Raw genomic sequence first — 15,736 nt, 5'->3', positions numbered from 1 at the left:
TATTTGGCGAATGCGTCATTGGGCGCGACCGGGTTTATGGAGTGACAGATGGGTATCTATGGGGCTCTTTCCAGTGCGGTGACCGGCCTGCGGGCGCAGGCGCATGCATTGGAGAATATTTCGGGCAATATCGCCAACTCGCAGACCGTGGGCTACAAGCGCATGGAAACGAGCTTTGTCGACCTCATTCCCGACGCCCCGCTCAAGTCGCAGGTTCCGGGAGCCGTTCTGGCGCAGTCCCGCGCCACCAACAATCTCCAGGGCGACATCCAGACCAGTGCCAACGAGACCTATATCGCGCTCAATTCGGGCGGCTTCTTTGTGGTCGAGCCTAAGGTCGGTCAGTCGGACGGTAATTCGGTTTTTGCCGGCTCGAACTTCTTCACCCGCCGTGGCGATTTCGAGATCGACAAGGATGGTCTGTTGGTCAATGGCGCCGGCTATTATCTCAAGGGCCTGCCGATCGATGCTGGCACGGGCAATATTTCCGGCTCGGTGCCTGAGGTCATCAAGCTGTCCAACGCCTTCCTGCCTGCAAACGTCACCCGGACGATCAATTACCAGGCCAACTTGCCGCAATTGCCCAAGACGGCAAGCTATAATGCGACCACTCCGAACAGCGAATTGCTGAGGCCGTGGTCTTATGGTTCGGTGGCTGGCGCGCCCTATTATCCGCATACGACGACGGGCAAGGCAATTCCGCCCAATAATACGATGACTGTTCCGGCGCGCGCTACCGGCGCCAATCTGGTGGGCACGGCGCTGGCCAATAGCGTGGTCAACGATGCCGACATGCTGACCGTCACCATTGGCGGCGCGACCTATAACCTGCGGTTCGATACCAATGGCGTCGCCAATCCGGCGGTAGGCATTGGCGGCGCGACCGCCGGATCGGCTACGAGCACGATGCGCATCAATATCCCCAGTGCCAATCTCGCGGCGCTGCATGGCGTAGGCGATCTCAATGTGGGTGGTATGCCTATTCCGTTCTACGGCAGCTATTCGGCGGATGCGGCGGGCCTGATTCAGGCCGTCGAGGATACTTTGCCCGCCGGTACTTCGGCGGTCTATAATCCGGTCACCGGCAATCTCGACATCACCTATTCCACGACTGCCTGGACGCCCGCCGCCTCGGCTGCCGGCGCGGGAGGCGTGTCTTTCGATGCGGCCTTTCCGGGATTCGTCACGGGTTCGGCAACGACGGTTTTGCAGATCGGTTCCAATGACCTCGCCGCAATTCACGCGGCTGGGGGATTCCAGATCGGCAATCCGACGCAGACAACAATTCCCTTTGCTGCGCCGCTTAACCCCGATGGCGCCGGCCTGGTGAGCGCAATCCAGACTGCTTTCCCCGGCTCGATCGCCAATTACAATGCCGGCACGGGCGAACTCAGCATCACCTACCCGCCCGGTGCGCGTGCAGCAGACACAATGGCTAGTGCAGGCGAAACCGCCATTTCGGCGCTGGGCAACATTAATTCCATGATGTCGGCCATCCAGAACGAGCTGCGCACCCTGACCGGCGACAGCACCGTCACGGCCATGCTGCGCAATGGTGCGGTGGAGATTTCTGCCGGCACGACCAATACCCAGCCAGTTTCCTTCATCACGACGCGCAACGGCGTGTTGACGGGCGATCTGCTGGGTCTGGGGGCAGGCCCGCACAACTCGATTGCCAATGGCGCCATCACACCGGAAAACCTGCCGGCCGACCTGATGCTGAGCAATGGCGACAGCCTGGTCGTCACCGTGGGCAATATCACGCGTTCCTATCGCTTCGACACCGACGGCTCCTATTCGACGGGCGCCGGTCTGGTCGAGATCAATGCCGGCCAATCGCTGGCCGATGTCCTCGCCGACATTCAGGCCGATCTGCAGACCAATGGTGGGCCCGGCGCTGCCAATGCAAGGGTGACCTACGAAGCTGGCCAGGTGCGGATCTCCTTCGACGACAATTATCACTATGACGTCGAAATCAGCGGTACGGCAGCCAATACGCTGGGCGTGGCCGGTTCGTTCCAGGCCGAAACCGGCGAGCTCGACTATGTCTCGGCGGCGGACTCCGACAGGTTCGTGTCGCAGTCGATCTCCGGCGGCGCCATTACCGTCTATGCCAGCAACGGCGCACCGGTGAACGTGCAGATGCGCTGGGCCAAGGTGGACAGCGCTGCTGCAGGCGGCACCGACAAGTGGCAGCTTTTCTATCTCTCCGACAGCACGGCCGTGGGTGGCGCACCTGCCTGGACCAATACCGGGCAGAGCTATGAATTCGGTGGCAATGGTTCGCTGATCGGGGCCGGCGTTCCCCAGACGATGATCAACAACCTGTCGGTCAACGGCGTCTATATCGGCAATGTCGAGCTCCGCCACGACACCAATGGCGTTTCCCAGTTTGCGGACGTGAATGGCACGGTGACCGTTTCGACGCTGAACCAGAACGGATATGGCGCCGGTGAATTCCTGTCGGTGGCGATTACCGATGCCGGGCGGGTCGTGGCCACCTATTCCAATGGCGAGCGCATCGAGATGGCGCAGGTGGTGACCGCCCAATTCAATGGCGTCAATTCGCTGAAGCGCCTCGATGGCGGCGTCTATCAGTCCACCTCGGAATCGGGCGAGCCGATCTTCGACCTCTCCGGCTCGGGTATTATCGGGGGCGCGCTCGAAGCCTCCAATACCGATATTTCGGACGAGTTCACCAAACTGATCATCACCCAGCAGGCCTATTCGGCTGCCACCCGCATCGTCTCAACGGCCGACGAGATGTTGCAGGAAGCCCTGAACATGGTCCGCTAGGCCGGACAGGCGTAATCGGCCCGGGACAAGGGTTCCGGGCCGCTCCAGAGGTTGAGGGCGAGTTTCATGGGTCTGCTTTCGTCGCTGTCCAACGCCGTTTCCGGCTTGCGGGTCAATCAGGATTCCATCACCATCCTGAGCCGGAACGTCGCCAATTCGGGCACGCCCGGCTATCACAAGCAATCGCTCAACATCATCGACTACAACTCGATCAACGCCACCTATGCGCGTTCGGCCGGGGTGCAGCGCGCCTTCAGTCTTAGCCTCCAGACCTATTATAACCGGCAGGTGTCCGACACGGCGCAGGCCGATGTCATGGCCAATTATCTCAACAAGCTGCAAGGGTTCATGGGCAAGCCGGGCTCGGCCGGGTCGCTCGACACCATGTTCGGCTCGTTTCGCAATTCCCTCCAGGCGCTGGCCACCAGCCCGGACGATTATTCCACCCGCGCGACCGCGGTTGCCCAGGCGCAGGCCATGGCGCAGCGGCTTAACGAAATGTCGTCCATGGTGCAGAATTTGCGCCAGGAAACTGAAACGCAGATTTCCAGCAACGTCACCAATGTCAACGCCATGCTCGTCTCGCTCAACGAGGTGAACCAGCGCATGCTCGACCTGGGCATGACCGACACAGCCCGCGCCGCGCTCTATGACCAGCGCGATCGTCTGGTGGCCTCGGTGGCGGAAGTCATTGACATTCAGGCCAATTACCGCCCCGACGGCACGGTGGCACTGTTGACGCGCTCCGGCGTGGGATTGCTCGATAATGGCGTGAGCACGTTCCAGTTCAAGACCGCTGGCGCATTGTCGCCCACGACGCAGACCTCGATGAATTCCGAGGAAAGCCGTGTCGGTACCCTGCTGCTCACGACACCCTCGGGCCTCACCATCGATCTGGTACAGCAGGGCGTTTTGCAGGGCGGGGAACTGGCCGGGCTGGTGCAGCTTCGCGACAAGGTTCTGGTGGAAACACAGAACCAGCTCGACGAAATCGCCGCCGGTCTCGCCATCGCATTCTCAAGCCGGGCGACCCCGGGCACCGCTGCCAGCGGCCCTGGCGGCGCTACTGGACTGTCGGCCGATGTCAGCCAGCTCAAGCCCGGCAATGACATCGTGCTGAACTATACCCGCGACGGTGTCGAACAGCGGGTCCACATCGTCAACAGCACCAATGGCGACGATTACGTGGATGCCAATGGCCAGCGCGTGATCTCGGTGGACCTCTCCGACAGCGCCGCGGCTGCCGCCGAATTGCAGGGCAAGCTGCGCAATCTGTCGATTTCCAGCCCGACGGCCGGGGTTCTGCAGGTGCTCGACGATGGCACCAATGGCCGCGTCGACGTCACCGGCCTGACAACGCGCTCCAATATCACCGGCACGCAGACAGGGGAGCTCGGGCTGGCGCTGTTCGTGGACCAAGGCAATGCCGCCTTTACCGACGATCCCGACAGCAAGCCGCCGCAAATCATGGGGCTGGCGTCCCGCATCGCCATCAATCCGGCGCTGCTGGCCGATAATCGCCTTCTGGTGCAGTTCGATGTCGGAGTGTCGCTGGGCGATGCGTCCCGTCCCGACTTTATCCTGAACCAGCTCGACACGATGGGTTTCGTGTCCGGCGGTTCGCCTTCCGCCAATTCCGGTCGTCACCAGCTCAACGGCACGGTCGAGCAGCTAATCAACCAGATGCTGAACTATCACGGTTCGGTCATCGGCACGACCGTGGACGCGCGCGATAATCGCCAGCTTACGCTCGACACCATCACCACCCAGATGGACGCCGAATATGGCGTCAATGTCGATGAGGAAATGTCGCGCCTCATTCAGTTGCAGTCCTCCTACGCCGCCAATGCCCGCGTGGTATCGGTGGTCAAGGAACTGCTCGACACCCTGTTCGCCTCGACTTGAGGGAGTAAAATACAATGATCGTCAACAAGTCGATGTTCCCGCTGCAAACCGGTTTTGGCGTCATTTCCAAGATGCAGGACAAGTTCGCCAACTTGCAAATGCAGTTGGGAACCGGGGTGAAGGCGCAGACGCTATCCGAAATGGGGCGCGACCTGCCGGTATCGCTATCAGTGCGCTCGCGGCTCAGCACCATTGGTGGATACAATGCCAATATCGAGCAGGTGGCGCTGCGGCTGACCTTTTTCGACAATGCGCTGACCCGCTTCGACAAGATGGAAGGGGAGGCGCGCAACTCGGCCATGCAGGGGCAATACGGCACCGGCAATATCAATATGGCCACCATTCCCGACCTGTCGAAGGCGCGGTTCGACGAAATCGTCACCATGCTCAATTCCGACATTGCCGGGCGCTATCTGTTTGGCGGCAGCGTGACCGACAAGGCGCCGCTGCCGACCTCGAACGACCTGATGAACGGGGTTGGGGGGCGCGCCGGCTATCAGACACTGGTGACGGAGCGCAAGGCCGCCGATGCCGGCGTCGACGGACTGGGCCGGGTGCGGACCGACATCGACGCGCTGACGCCGAACGTGGTGACGCTGGCAGAAGACGGCGTGCATCCGTTCGGATTCAAGCTCTCCACTGTTTCGACCACCAGCGGCAATGTTCAGGTCACACAGCCGCAGCCCGGCGCGCTGCCCCTGGGCGATCAGGTCAGCTTCACCTTCGGTCCGGCGCCCGACGACCAGATCCGACCCGGCCAGACCATCACGCTCGGCTTCACCCTGCCGGACGGCACCGAGACCCAGATCACGCTGCGCGCCGCCGACGCTGCCAATGCCACGGGCGCCGTCGATGAATTCGTCATCGGCGACACCGAGGCCGATACGGCTCTGGCATTCCAGGCGGCGCTGAACAATACGTTGTCGGCGAGCGCCGATACCGAGCTTGCTGCGGCATCGACCTTTGCGGCGGCGCAGAATTTCTTCAACGGTCCGGGCGAGCCGGTGCTGCGCGTATCCGGCGATCCGGCGACGTCCACCTCGCTGCGCCTCGCCACCAAGACCGACACGGTCATGTGGTATGGCGGCGAGAGCCCCGCTGTGTCCGCCACGGGCATAGGGCGGCTCGGCATTGCCAATTCGGGCGACACCGTTTCCCTCAGCGAGAATGCGCCGGTGTCGCCGGCCCATGGTTTCCGCATCACCAATGGGACGTCGACTTCGGCAAATCCCGGCGGCATCGTCTCAAATCTGGCGGGCGATCCGGCGAAACTCTCCGTGCAGTTCGGAGCCAATATTGCGGCGGGCGACAAGGTGACGCTGACCCTGACCGATCCGAGCGGCAAGCAGCGGGACGTGACCCTCACCGCCGTCAGCGGCAAGGCGGTCGCGGGAGAATTTTCCCTGGGAGCCAATGCCGAAGAAAGTGCGGCCAATTTCGAAGCCGCGCTCAACCGTTCGGTCACCCAGGCCGCCGCCGACGCCGAGGGCAATCCGCGCCAGAGCGTCAATGCCGCGATCGAGGATTCCGGCCGGGTCAATTACGGCATGCAGGCCAATGAAAGCGGCTATCTGCGCCTAATCCGCACCATGGCGGCGATGAGCGTGGAGACCTATCCGGAAGTGCGCAATTCGACTGATCCCGATGCGGCGGGACTCAAGCCCGCCAAGCTGCGTTTCGACGCCATGGCGCGGCGGCAACAACTGGAATTGTCCGAAGCCCACAATGTCGAGCGCGGCTCCATCGAGATCGTGACCATGGAACTTGGTGTCGCCCACGCCTCGCTGCAGGCCGCAAGCCAGCGCCACACCAATTACAAGACCCAGCTCGACAACCTGCTCAGCGATGTCGAGACCGTCAGCAAGGAAGACGTGGCCATGGAAATCATGGCGCTGCAAACGCGCCTGACGGCCAGCTATCAGGTGACCTCAATGGTCAGCAAGCTGAGCCTGGTCAATTTCATCTAGCCGAAGCCCGTCCCGGCCCCCCGATCCTCGCCCTCGCGACAAGCGCGAGGGTTGCGGCTGATGGGAATATGCGCGCAAAAGAAAAGGCCCCGCATTGCGGGGCCTTGATCGTTTTCAATGCGGTTTCCGCTTACATGCCGCGCAGGCCGGCGGCGATCTGGCGGTTGAGGCGGACCAGAACGTCCAGCTTCTGCACCTGCGGCTCCAGCAGCATTTCGCGAGTCTGGTTCATCACGAACAGGCCAAGATTGGCGATATTCTGGCGGATTTCCTCGGGCAGGGGGCTTTCTTCCTTGGTCACCGAAATCATGAAGATCGACCAAAGCTTGCGATTGAAGTTCAACGCGGCGGGCATGTCGTCAAAGCTGTTGGGCCACTCGTCCTTGATCTTTTGCAGGGCGGCGGCTGCTTTCATCAGCAGCGCGGATTCCCTCTCGCGGGGCGATTCAACGATCTTCGCCGTCTGTTGGTAAACCTGCGCGCCTTGTTGGTACATTAGAAAGCAGTTCCTGTTCGTACTCGATAAGCTTTTGGGCAGCCTTCAGAGCCTTGTATAGTTGCCCGGTTAATATCTCGTTGTTTATTTGGTTAACTGTCTCGGTGGTCGAGGGGGCGGCAGTGACAAAATCATCGACCAGCGCGAAATACTCGTCGCGCATCGTGGTGATGTCGTCCTCAATATACATGAGCTGCACAGCCAAATAGATGCGCTTGGCGGGGCTGGTGGCAGTCTCTGCGGTCAGGATGTCCTTTTCCCGCAGGATGGGAGCGCGACCATCGATGAACAGCCGGGTACGCTGGTCCGAATTGGTGATGATGCAATTGCCAACCAGGAGCTTTTCCCCCGGCTTAAGTTCGACTTTGAGCGCCATGATACCGCCTCCAATTCCTGCAACGACGAAGCAATCTAGTTCGCGAATCCGGCCGGAACAACAAAGGCGGACCAGAGGCCCGCCTTCTGGTTACTGGTGCGTGAAGCCATGCCCTATTGGAGCAGTTGCAGCACGCTCTGGTCGGCCTGGCTGGCCAGGGACAATGATGAGGAGCTGAGCGACTGGCGGGTCTGGAGCGCCAGCAGGTTCGCCGCTTCCTCGTTCATGTCCGCCAGCGTCAGGTTGGCGGCGCCGGTTTCCAGCGTATTGATCATCCGCTTGGTGAAGTCCTGGCGGTTCTGCACGATGGACAGGTTCGAGCCGAACTTGGATGCCTGCGTGCGTACCCCGTTCAGGGCGAGCTTTACCTCGGCCAACAGGGCATCGATGCTGGAATCCGCGTCGAGATCCTTGGCGTCAAGATCCCGCAGTTTCAGCGTTGCGGCATTGAGCCCATCGCCCGTCGTGGTCTGGATCTCGATGAATGAATTACCGCTCTCGTTGAACGTGATGCGTAGATTATCGCCGCGCAGCAGGTTGATACCGTTGAACGAGGCGTCATCGGAGAGGCGATCGAGCTGGTTCTTGAGATCGTTGAACTCATTGGCCAGGCTGGAACGGACCGCGTTGCCGCCAATCTTATGCGTGGTCGTCGCGCCATTGCCGGTTTTGTCCGACACGACATTCATTTCGCTGGTCGACAGGTTTTCTATGCGCAGGCGGCCATTGTCGTTGGAGGCGCGGACGGAGGTCGCATAGGAGCTGTTGATCAGCTCCACAAACTTGTCGACGGCCTTGGTGGCATTGAGCGGAGGCACATCATCCTCGCCGATTGCCACGGTTTCCTGACCGAAAATGGCGGTTGAGCTGCCCTGCGACAGAGCCAGAGTCTTGGCTTCCGGCTCATCCGAGGTAAAGGTCAACGCACCGCCAACGAAGCTGGCCTTCACCTTGATCCCGGCGATCTCAAGCTGATTGTTCAGCCGGGCGGACATCTGTGCCTCATCGCCTGCGGTGATCTTGAGGTCGACATGGCCTGTGCCGTAGGTCAGGCGGAATGTATCCGCTGGCGCGTTGTTGGTGCTGACGACGGCACCGGCATTGCCGGTGGCGCCATTGACGGTGATGGCGGCGACGCCATTGGTCCGAGAAACGCTGGCCGCATCGACGCCGCTTGCCGGGGCGACATCCAGTGCTGTCTGTGCGCCCGCGGTATGAGAAATGGTGATCGTTCCGGCCGCATTATTGACCGTCCAGCCAGCACCAAGCGCGGTCTGGATCTGTGTCTGCATGGCCGCTGCGACGTCATCCTCATCATCGGTTCCTGCAGTCAGTGCCGAAAGGTTGACATTGACGCCGCCGACATTGATCGAGCCAGCGGTAATCAGGGCATCGACGTCGTCGATGTCAAAAGTGGTGGTTGCAGAAGTGGCTGCCGGCAGTCCCGACACATTGATCGGGGTTGCACCGGGATTGGTCGCCAGAATGGTGACTTCATTGCCCTGGCTGGTAACCTGATAGGCGGAGCCGAGCTGAGTTCCAAGGGAAGCGACGAAGTCTTCGATCGGGCCGCCGGGGACCGTGTAGGTCGTGCCGCCAATGTCGATAGAGCCGCCCATGCGAGCGGGATCGTAGGCGAATGTCGCGACCGAGGGCGTTGCAGCAGCGCCGCCAAGATCAACCTGTGGCGGCGCGAGGGTGCTGTCGACGTTTTCGATAACGATGTCCGTGCCATCGACCGAGACAGAATAATTGGGTCCGAGATCAGCGCCGATCTTGTTGGCAACATCATTGATGCCGGTTGTGCCCGCCAGATTGATGCCGACGCCGTTGACCGTGATCGAGGTGCTGTTGTCCATTGTAGCGTTGTAGGCAACAACGGCTTGAGCGCCGCCCAGCGTCGTGCCGGTCGTGTCGGGGCCGGCATAGGCAGCCTGGCTGGTAAGCGTGGCGCGGACACCCTCATAGGGGGCGGCCAGTTCAACGGTCACAGGATCGGGCAGGGTGCCGCCGGCAATGTTGATGATGGAATCGGCCGTAACGTCGAAAGTGGTGACCTGGAAGGATTTGTCCTGGCGGGCCTGCCGCAATGTGGACTGCATCGATTCAAGATTCTTGGTGATGGCTGTCAGGCCATTGTCCGCCGCTTCGATGGTCTTCATGCCATTGGCCATGTTGTCCATCAGCGCGTTTAGGTCGCCAGCGCGTGAATTCAAGGCCGATGCAGTGAAGAAATTGGTCGGGTTGTCCAGGGCGCTGTTAACCTTCTTGCCCGTCGCCAGCCTTTCCTGGGTCTTGGACATCAGGTCAGCGGTATTCTGAAGCGACAGCAGGTTGGCGCGAACGGCCTTTGAAAGCGTAATGTCGGACATGGACCTTTTCCTTATCCAGGCGACTCTCGAGAACCGCCACTGATCAAGGAAATGTTTACGAAGGTAAATGTTAACGAGCCATTAACCGTGCTCGCTAACGGCCCGGAAAGGTCTGTTACCTGGGTGTTAATGCTGAATTTTCTTCTGCTGGGCACCAAAATTGAGGGGAGGGCGGTCCCGGAAATGAAAAAAGGCGGGCCGAAGCCCGCCTTTTCGATTCGAGATGAATCGCCAGCGATTAACGCAGCAGCTGCAGTACGCTCTGGTCCGCCTGCGAAGCCATCGACAGCGCCGAGGACGACAGGGACTGGCGGGTCTGGAGAGCCAGCAGGTTGGCGGCTTCCTCATTCATGTCAGCAAGCGTGAGGTTGGCAGCGCCAGTCTCAAGCGTGTTGATCATGTTCTTGGTGAAGTCCTGACGGTTCTGCACGATCGACAGGTTCGAGCCGAAGGCCGAAGCCTGCGACCGGACGCTGTTGAGGGCCAGCTTGATGTCGCCCAGCAGCTTGTCGATGTTGGCGTCGCTGTCGAAATCGGAACCGACCAGATCGTTCAGGTTCAGCGACTGCGAGTTGATACCACGCTGGTCGCCGGCCTTGATCTGCATGAAGGAGTTGCCGGTTTCGTTGAAGGTGATCGTCAGCTGGTCGCCACGGAGCAGGTTGATGCCGTTGAACGAAGCGTCGTCGGCCAGCTTGTTGAGCTGATCCTTGAGTTCGTTGAACTGGCCAGCCAGACCTTCGCGGACGGAGTTGCCGCCGATCTTGGTGTCCGTGAAGGTGCCGTCGCCCACCTTGTCTGCTGAAACGTTCATCTCGGTAGTCGAGAGGTTCTCGATGCGGAGGCGTCCGTTGTCGTTGGAGGCGCGGATCGAAACGCCATGATCGCGGTTGATCAGTTCAACGAACTTGTCGACAGCCTTCGTGGCATTGATCGGAGCCGTTGCAGCTGTACCGACGGCAACGGTGTCGTTGTCACCGAAGATCGCTGCGCTGTTGCCACCAGAAATTGCCAGCGTCTTGGCCTCGGCAGAGGTTGCCGAGATACTCAGTGCGCCGTCGTCACCGATGGTTGCTTCTGCCTTGATGCCTGCGGCCTGAAGCTGGGAGTTGATGCTGGACGCAATGTCAGCAGGTTCACCCGCACCGATAGTGATTTCGGTGGTCTTGTTGCCATAGGTGACGTTGAACGTCTGCTTGGCGGCGGCCGTTGCTTCCTGGGTCGTGCCAGCAGCGCCCACGGTCGTGGTCGGCGCGATCGCAGCGAGACCGTTGACCGCGTTGTTGTTGGTCAGGGTAACGGTGCCATTGCCGGCTGTAACTGCGTTAGAGGCGCCGGCGGTATCTGCGGTGATCGAGACCGCGCCGGTGGTGCTGTCTACAGCAACGGTGTAGTCAGTGGGATCCAGGCCAGCATCATCCAGTGCCTGGCTGATAGCGGCTTCCATGGCTCCATTGGTGCCAGTCGCGTCAGTGGACCAGGCTACGGTGACTTCCTGGCCCGCCACCATGAAGGTCTGACCATCACGGGTATCGTCGGTGACAGCGCCGATGTTGAAAGTGGTCGTTGCCTGCGTTGCGCTTGGCAGAGACAGTGTAGGTGCAACCCCACCAACAGTAGCATTGGTGATGGTGACGTCGTTGCCTTCATTGCTAACGACATAGGCGGCACCAACCTGCTCCTGCAGGGAGGCCACGAAGTCGTTCACATTGGCGCCATCGACTGCGTATGCAGTGCCACCAACGCTGAAGCTGCCCTGGAAGCGGGATGCATCGTAGGTGAAGGTCTGCGAGCCGGTAACGGCGGCAGTGGCTCCAAGGTCAACGACCGGAGCAGTGGAAGTCGCGCCGGTGGTCGCGCTATTTTCGATGATGATTTCATTGTCGGCGGTGAAACCAACAGTGTAGGCACCGTCGCCCGCAAGCGCATTCAGCTTAGTCTGAATATCGGCGGCAGCGAGAGCGGCGGTATTCGAGGCTCCATCCAGGGTGAGTTCGTGATCATCAACGCTGATCGCAGCACCAGCGAGGGCGTTGGCGGCGTCTAGCGTCACGGTGGTGCGTGCGCCAGCGCCGGCGCCGAGTTCGTTTGCAGCAGCAGGTACCGGGCCGGTAAAGTTGCTGCCGGTAGAGACCGAAGCCTTCACGCCGGGGTCAGCAGCAGCCAGCGAAACCGAGATGCCTTCTGCATCAAGGGTGCCGCCACCGATGTTGAGCACGGAGTCTGCAGTCACGTCGAAGGAAGCGACCTGGAAGGACTTGTCCTGACGGGCCTGGCGCAGGGTCGAGTTCATCGATTCCAGCGTCTTGGTGATGGCGGAGAGGCCGTTGTCGGCGGCTTCGAGCGTCTTGACGCCGTTGGCCATGTTGTCGAGCAACGAATTCAGGTCGCCGGCGCGGCTGTTGAGGGCCGACGCGGTGAAGAAGTTGGTGGGGTTGTCGAGGGCAGAATTCACCTTGTTACCGGTGGCGAGACGCTCCTGCGTCTTGGCCATCATGGTCGCGGTGTTCTGGAGGGAAAGCAGGTTCGAGCGAACGGCTTTCGAGAGCGAGACATCACTCATTTATAGAGTCCCTTTCTAGGATACTTCTGTACGACACCTCTCCTGAGGCTAGTGGCGATCCTTGCGCTTCAGACGATAAGGAAGCGTTAAATTCGGGATTAAGACTTAGGCAAATTCCGCGATGAACCGGCCTGCCACCAAAACGAAAAGCCCCGCAGGGCGGGGCTTACAGGGGTCTGGCGAGGGTGGCACCAATCGTTAACTAGGCGAGGATGTCCTTGAGCCGGGCCTCGGATTCGGGAGGGATTTCGCTACTGCCTATGCGCCGGATCAATTCGTCCATGGATTGGGGCGTGGGCGGAAGCGCGCCGGCGATGACGGCGGCCGCAAACATGGAGGATCCGGAGCGCGAGGGCGGAGGCGAGGGGCTTGCTTCCTGACGGCGGTCGTGCTGTCGCTGTTCATTGCGCGGCTGAGCGCCGGGCTGCGTCTGCGCCGTGCCGTTCGGCAAAAGCGTTCGCTCGCCCATTGCCGGGCGATGACGGTAGTCCTGAAGATGGGTTGTGCCCGAGGAGACGGGCTCGATGGCAAGGGCCGTAACCATTGTCTTCCCCCGAATGCACCAAATCGGGGAAAGACTAGAGACCAATTCCTAGCCGGACGTGAGCAATTCCGGGCGTGTTTTATTCAAGATGTGACGATTTCGGGCGCGTGCTACAGCGCCCGGTTCACCGTCAGTCCGCGCGCGGCGGAAGCGGGGTCGACAGCAACGCGTCCGGCCGTTCCATAGGTGCGGGCGCGATCCTGTTGCCCCACCATGCGCGCCACATCGGTGAGAATGTCCTCGGTGACGGTCTTGGCCGTGGCCAGAACGCGCAGGTTCTCGGCCATCTGGGTGGCGAGGCTTTCGTGGCCGGCCCGCAGCCGGTCGAGCGCGGCGGGGGCCTCGACGGAAAGGCGCTGGTTCTGGCGCTGCACGGCGCGGGCGAGGGTCACGTAATCCTGCGCCAGTCCGGTCTTTTCGGGCGTCAGCTTGCCCGCTTCGCGCATGTGGCCGGCGCGCAGCAGGGTGGTTTCCTGGTTCATCACATCGACCAGGGCCGACAATCCGGTCTCGGCAAGGCGGCACAACTCTTCGGCCGGCATGGTGTCGAGGGCGGCGAGGCGGGCGGCTGCGGTCATTTTCCATATACTCCGGCACTTGGGAAGATCATTGTTCTGGAGGCATTGGCGGCCTCCTGCGCGGCGATCATCTCGCCCAGCAATTGGTCGGCGATACCGACCCCGCCATTCCTGGCCATGGTGTTGGCAAGCTCTTCGGCCTGCATCGAGCGCCAGGTTTCCTCACCAAACCCGCCGCCGAAATTCTCGTCGGACTTGAGGCCGGAAAACATCTGCTTGGTCAGCATGTTGAGGAAGACGCCCTCCATTTCCTCGGCCTGCGCCCGCAGGCGCTGCATCTGCTGGGGAGAGACGGAGCCGGTCGTGTTGATCTCGACCATCACAGCACCTCGATTTCGGCTTGCAGGGCGCCGGTGACCTTGATCGCCTGCAAGATGGCGATCAGGTCGCGGGGAGAGATGCCCAGCGCATTGAGGCCATCCACCAATTGCTGCAGCGTCACCGATTCAGGCACCATCTGGAGTGCGGTATCGGATTGGTTGACGTTGAGGTCGGTATTGGGCTCCACCGCCGTCTGGCCGAAGCTCAGCGGGTTGGGCTGCACCACTTGCGGGTTCTCGGCGATGGTCACGGTGAGGTTGGACTGGGCCACGGCCACGGCGGAGACGCGCACATCCTTGCCCATGACGATGATGCCGGAATTTTCGTCAATGACAATCTTGGCGGGCTGGTCGGTCTGCACGATCAATTGTTCGATGTCGGTCAGCAGATCGACAATATTGCCGTTAAAGCCGCGCGGCAGGGTCAGCCGCACCGTCGCTGGATCTTCTGGCACGGCGGTAGGCGCGCCGATGAAGTCATTGACGGCCAGCGCGATGCGCCGCGCGGTGGTGAGGTCGGGATTGCGCAGGGCCAGCCGCAGCGAATGCTTGGAGCCGAGGTGAAAGTCGATCTCGCGCTCGATCAGCGCGCCCAAAGAAATGCGGCCGGTGGTGGGGACGCCGGAAATCACCGTGGCGGCATCGCCCTGGGCCTTGAAGCCGTTGATCAGCACCGGGCCCTGAGCGATGGCATAGACCTCACCGTCAGCGCCGAGCAGGGGTGTGACCAGCAGGGTGCCGCCCTGAAGGCTGCCGGCATCGCCAAGGGCCGACACGGACACATCCATGCGCGAGCCCTGAGTGGCGAAGGGCGGGAGGTTGGCCGTGACCATAACCGCCGCGACATTCTTGGTGCGGACGTTCTCGCCCTGCGTATTCACCCCGAGGCGCTCCAGCATGGATTGCAGCGATTGCCGCGTGAAGGGCGAATTGTTGAGGCTGTCGCCGGTGCCGTTGAGGCCGACCACGAGGCCGTATCCCACGAGTTGGTTCTCGCGGATGCCCTCCATGTCGACGATGTCCTTGATGCGGGCGGGCGCGGCCTGTGCGGTCGTCAACGGTTGCAGGATCAGGACAGCGCTCAGCGTGGCGGCGATAATGGTGCGGAACAGGCGATTTGGCATTTTCTTCCCCGGCTGAAGCCGTGCCATCTCCATGGCGCGACCTTCGCATCGATTAATGCCAGAACTGTGCCAGTTCGATTTTTCAGATTTATGCTTTTGAAATTGAAAGGCTTTTTCTTGTCTGGGTCGGGTTGTGTGGAGCCGGCTGGTGATTGGTGAGCAATTCCTGCCGAGCGCGTTAACGCTTTGTTAACTCCCGTGGGCAGATTTTGCCGGGGTAGCTTTCGGCGAGTGAGTCCCGCGCTTTGCGTATTGATGCCACCAATCGTTCCAATGGCGTTTCCGGCCGGTCCGCTGCGGGCCGGGCGGGCAGCGCGCCCGCCTTTGTGCCGGCGGGGGAACACGGCGCATCGCGTATTGCCAGCACGACGCCCGTTGCATCGACGACCGGGCTCGATGCCATTCTTGCCCTTCAGGCCGTGGGCGATTTCCGAGAGGGCCGCCGCAGGGCGGTCCGGCGCGGCTCCGACCTGCTCGACCTCCTGGAAGGGTTGAAGGCGGATTTGTTGGTGGGGCGAATGGGGGGCGATCAGCTCGACACGCTGGTGACCCAGCTCAACGATATGCGCGAGCGGGTCGATCCGGGTCTCGACGCTATTATCGACGACATCGAATTGCGCGTGCTGGTGGAACTGGCCAAGCTCGGGCGCTATCCCCGCTTCTGATCGATTGCCATCGATTTACCCCGGTCCCGC

At 61.2% G+C, this 15,736-nt stretch carries 12 protein-coding genes; 4 read left to right on the top strand and 8 right to left on the bottom strand.

Translation table 11 applies throughout. From position 1 onward, the window contains the following. Positions 1-48 precede the first annotated feature (48 nt). The 3 genes from H0482_RS03395 to H0482_RS03385 all read left to right on the top strand — a co-directional run bounded on the left by H0482_RS03395 (position 49) and on the right by H0482_RS03385 (position 6,668). Complete coding sequence (locus H0482_RS03395; protein WP_193728592.1) at positions 49-2,796, top strand: flagellar hook-basal body complex protein; 2,748 nt, start codon at positions 49-51, stop codon at positions 2,794-2,796. A gap of 66 nt (positions 2,797-2,862) precedes the next feature. Further along, entirely contained in the window at positions 2,863-4,701 is a 1,839-nt protein-coding gene (gene flgK, locus H0482_RS03390; RefSeq protein WP_193728591.1) for a flagellar hook-associated protein FlgK, read from the top strand. Positions 4,702-4,715: 14 nt separating this feature from the next. Further along, positions 4,716-6,668, top strand: a complete 1,953-nt coding sequence (locus H0482_RS03385) for a hypothetical protein (RefSeq protein WP_193728590.1) — start codon at positions 4,716-4,718, stop codon at positions 6,666-6,668. A 130-nt stretch (positions 6,669-6,798) separates the two neighbouring features. On the opposite strand, the gene flaF is transcribed toward H0482_RS03385, so the two are convergent. From flaF to H0482_RS03345, 8 genes are all read right to left on the bottom strand, one after another. Continuing rightward, positions 6,799-7,164 carry a flagellar biosynthesis regulator FlaF gene (flaF, locus tag H0482_RS03380; RefSeq protein WP_193728589.1) on the bottom strand — a complete coding sequence of 122 codons (366 nt, stop codon included), beginning with the start codon at positions 7,162-7,164 and terminating at the stop codon, positions 6,799-6,801. After that, positions 7,115-7,540 carry a flagellar biosynthesis repressor FlbT gene (gene flbT / locus H0482_RS03375; RefSeq protein WP_193728588.1) on the bottom strand — a complete coding sequence of 142 codons (426 nt, stop codon included), beginning with the start codon at positions 7,538-7,540 and terminating at the stop codon, positions 7,115-7,117. The genes flaF and flbT overlap by 50 nt, the downstream gene beginning before the upstream one ends. A gap of 113 nt (positions 7,541-7,653) precedes the next feature. Beyond that, the gene (locus H0482_RS03370) at positions 7,654-9,912 is read right to left on the bottom strand and encodes a flagellin N-terminal helical domain-containing protein (protein ID WP_193728587.1); all 2,259 of its coding nucleotides are present in this window, start codon (positions 9,910-9,912) and stop codon (positions 7,654-7,656) included. Between the two features lie 238 nt (positions 9,913-10,150). Then, positions 10,151-12,475 carry a flagellin N-terminal helical domain-containing protein gene (locus H0482_RS03365; protein ID WP_193728586.1) on the bottom strand — a complete coding sequence of 775 codons (2,325 nt, stop codon included), beginning with the start codon at positions 12,473-12,475 and terminating at the stop codon, positions 10,151-10,153. A 202-nt stretch (positions 12,476-12,677) separates the two neighbouring features. Further along, complete coding sequence (locus H0482_RS03360) at positions 12,678-13,019, bottom strand: hypothetical protein (protein WP_193728585.1); 342 nt, start codon at positions 13,017-13,019, stop codon at positions 12,678-12,680. A gap of 110 nt (positions 13,020-13,129) precedes the next feature. Next, entirely contained in the window at positions 13,130-13,597 is a 468-nt protein-coding gene (locus tag H0482_RS03355; protein WP_193728584.1) for a flagellar protein FlgN, read from the bottom strand. Further along, positions 13,594-13,917 (bottom strand): rod-binding protein, encoded by a 324-nt coding sequence (locus H0482_RS03350; RefSeq protein WP_193728583.1) that lies wholly within the window; start codon positions 13,915-13,917, stop codon positions 13,594-13,596. Before H0482_RS03350 ends, H0482_RS03355 begins: the two co-directional genes overlap by 4 nt. Beyond that, the gene (locus tag H0482_RS03345) at positions 13,917-15,041 is read right to left on the bottom strand and encodes a flagellar basal body P-ring protein FlgI (RefSeq protein ID WP_230989425.1); all 1,125 of its coding nucleotides are present in this window, start codon (positions 15,039-15,041) and stop codon (positions 13,917-13,919) included. The genes H0482_RS03350 and H0482_RS03345 overlap by 1 nt, the downstream gene beginning before the upstream one ends. A gap of 245 nt (positions 15,042-15,286) precedes the next feature. Between H0482_RS03345 and H0482_RS03340 the strand changes: the two genes are divergently transcribed. Next, positions 15,287-15,706 carry a flagellar assembly protein FliX gene (locus H0482_RS03340; RefSeq protein ID WP_193728581.1) on the top strand — a complete coding sequence of 140 codons (420 nt, stop codon included), beginning with the start codon at positions 15,287-15,289 and terminating at the stop codon, positions 15,704-15,706. Positions 15,707-15,736 lie beyond the last annotated feature (30 nt).

The organism is Devosia faecipullorum, assembly GCF_015158295.1.
GTDB lineage: Bacteria > Pseudomonadota > Alphaproteobacteria > Rhizobiales > Devosiaceae > Devosia > Devosia faecipullorum.
This window is presented reverse-complemented; position numbering and strand designations above follow the sequence as displayed.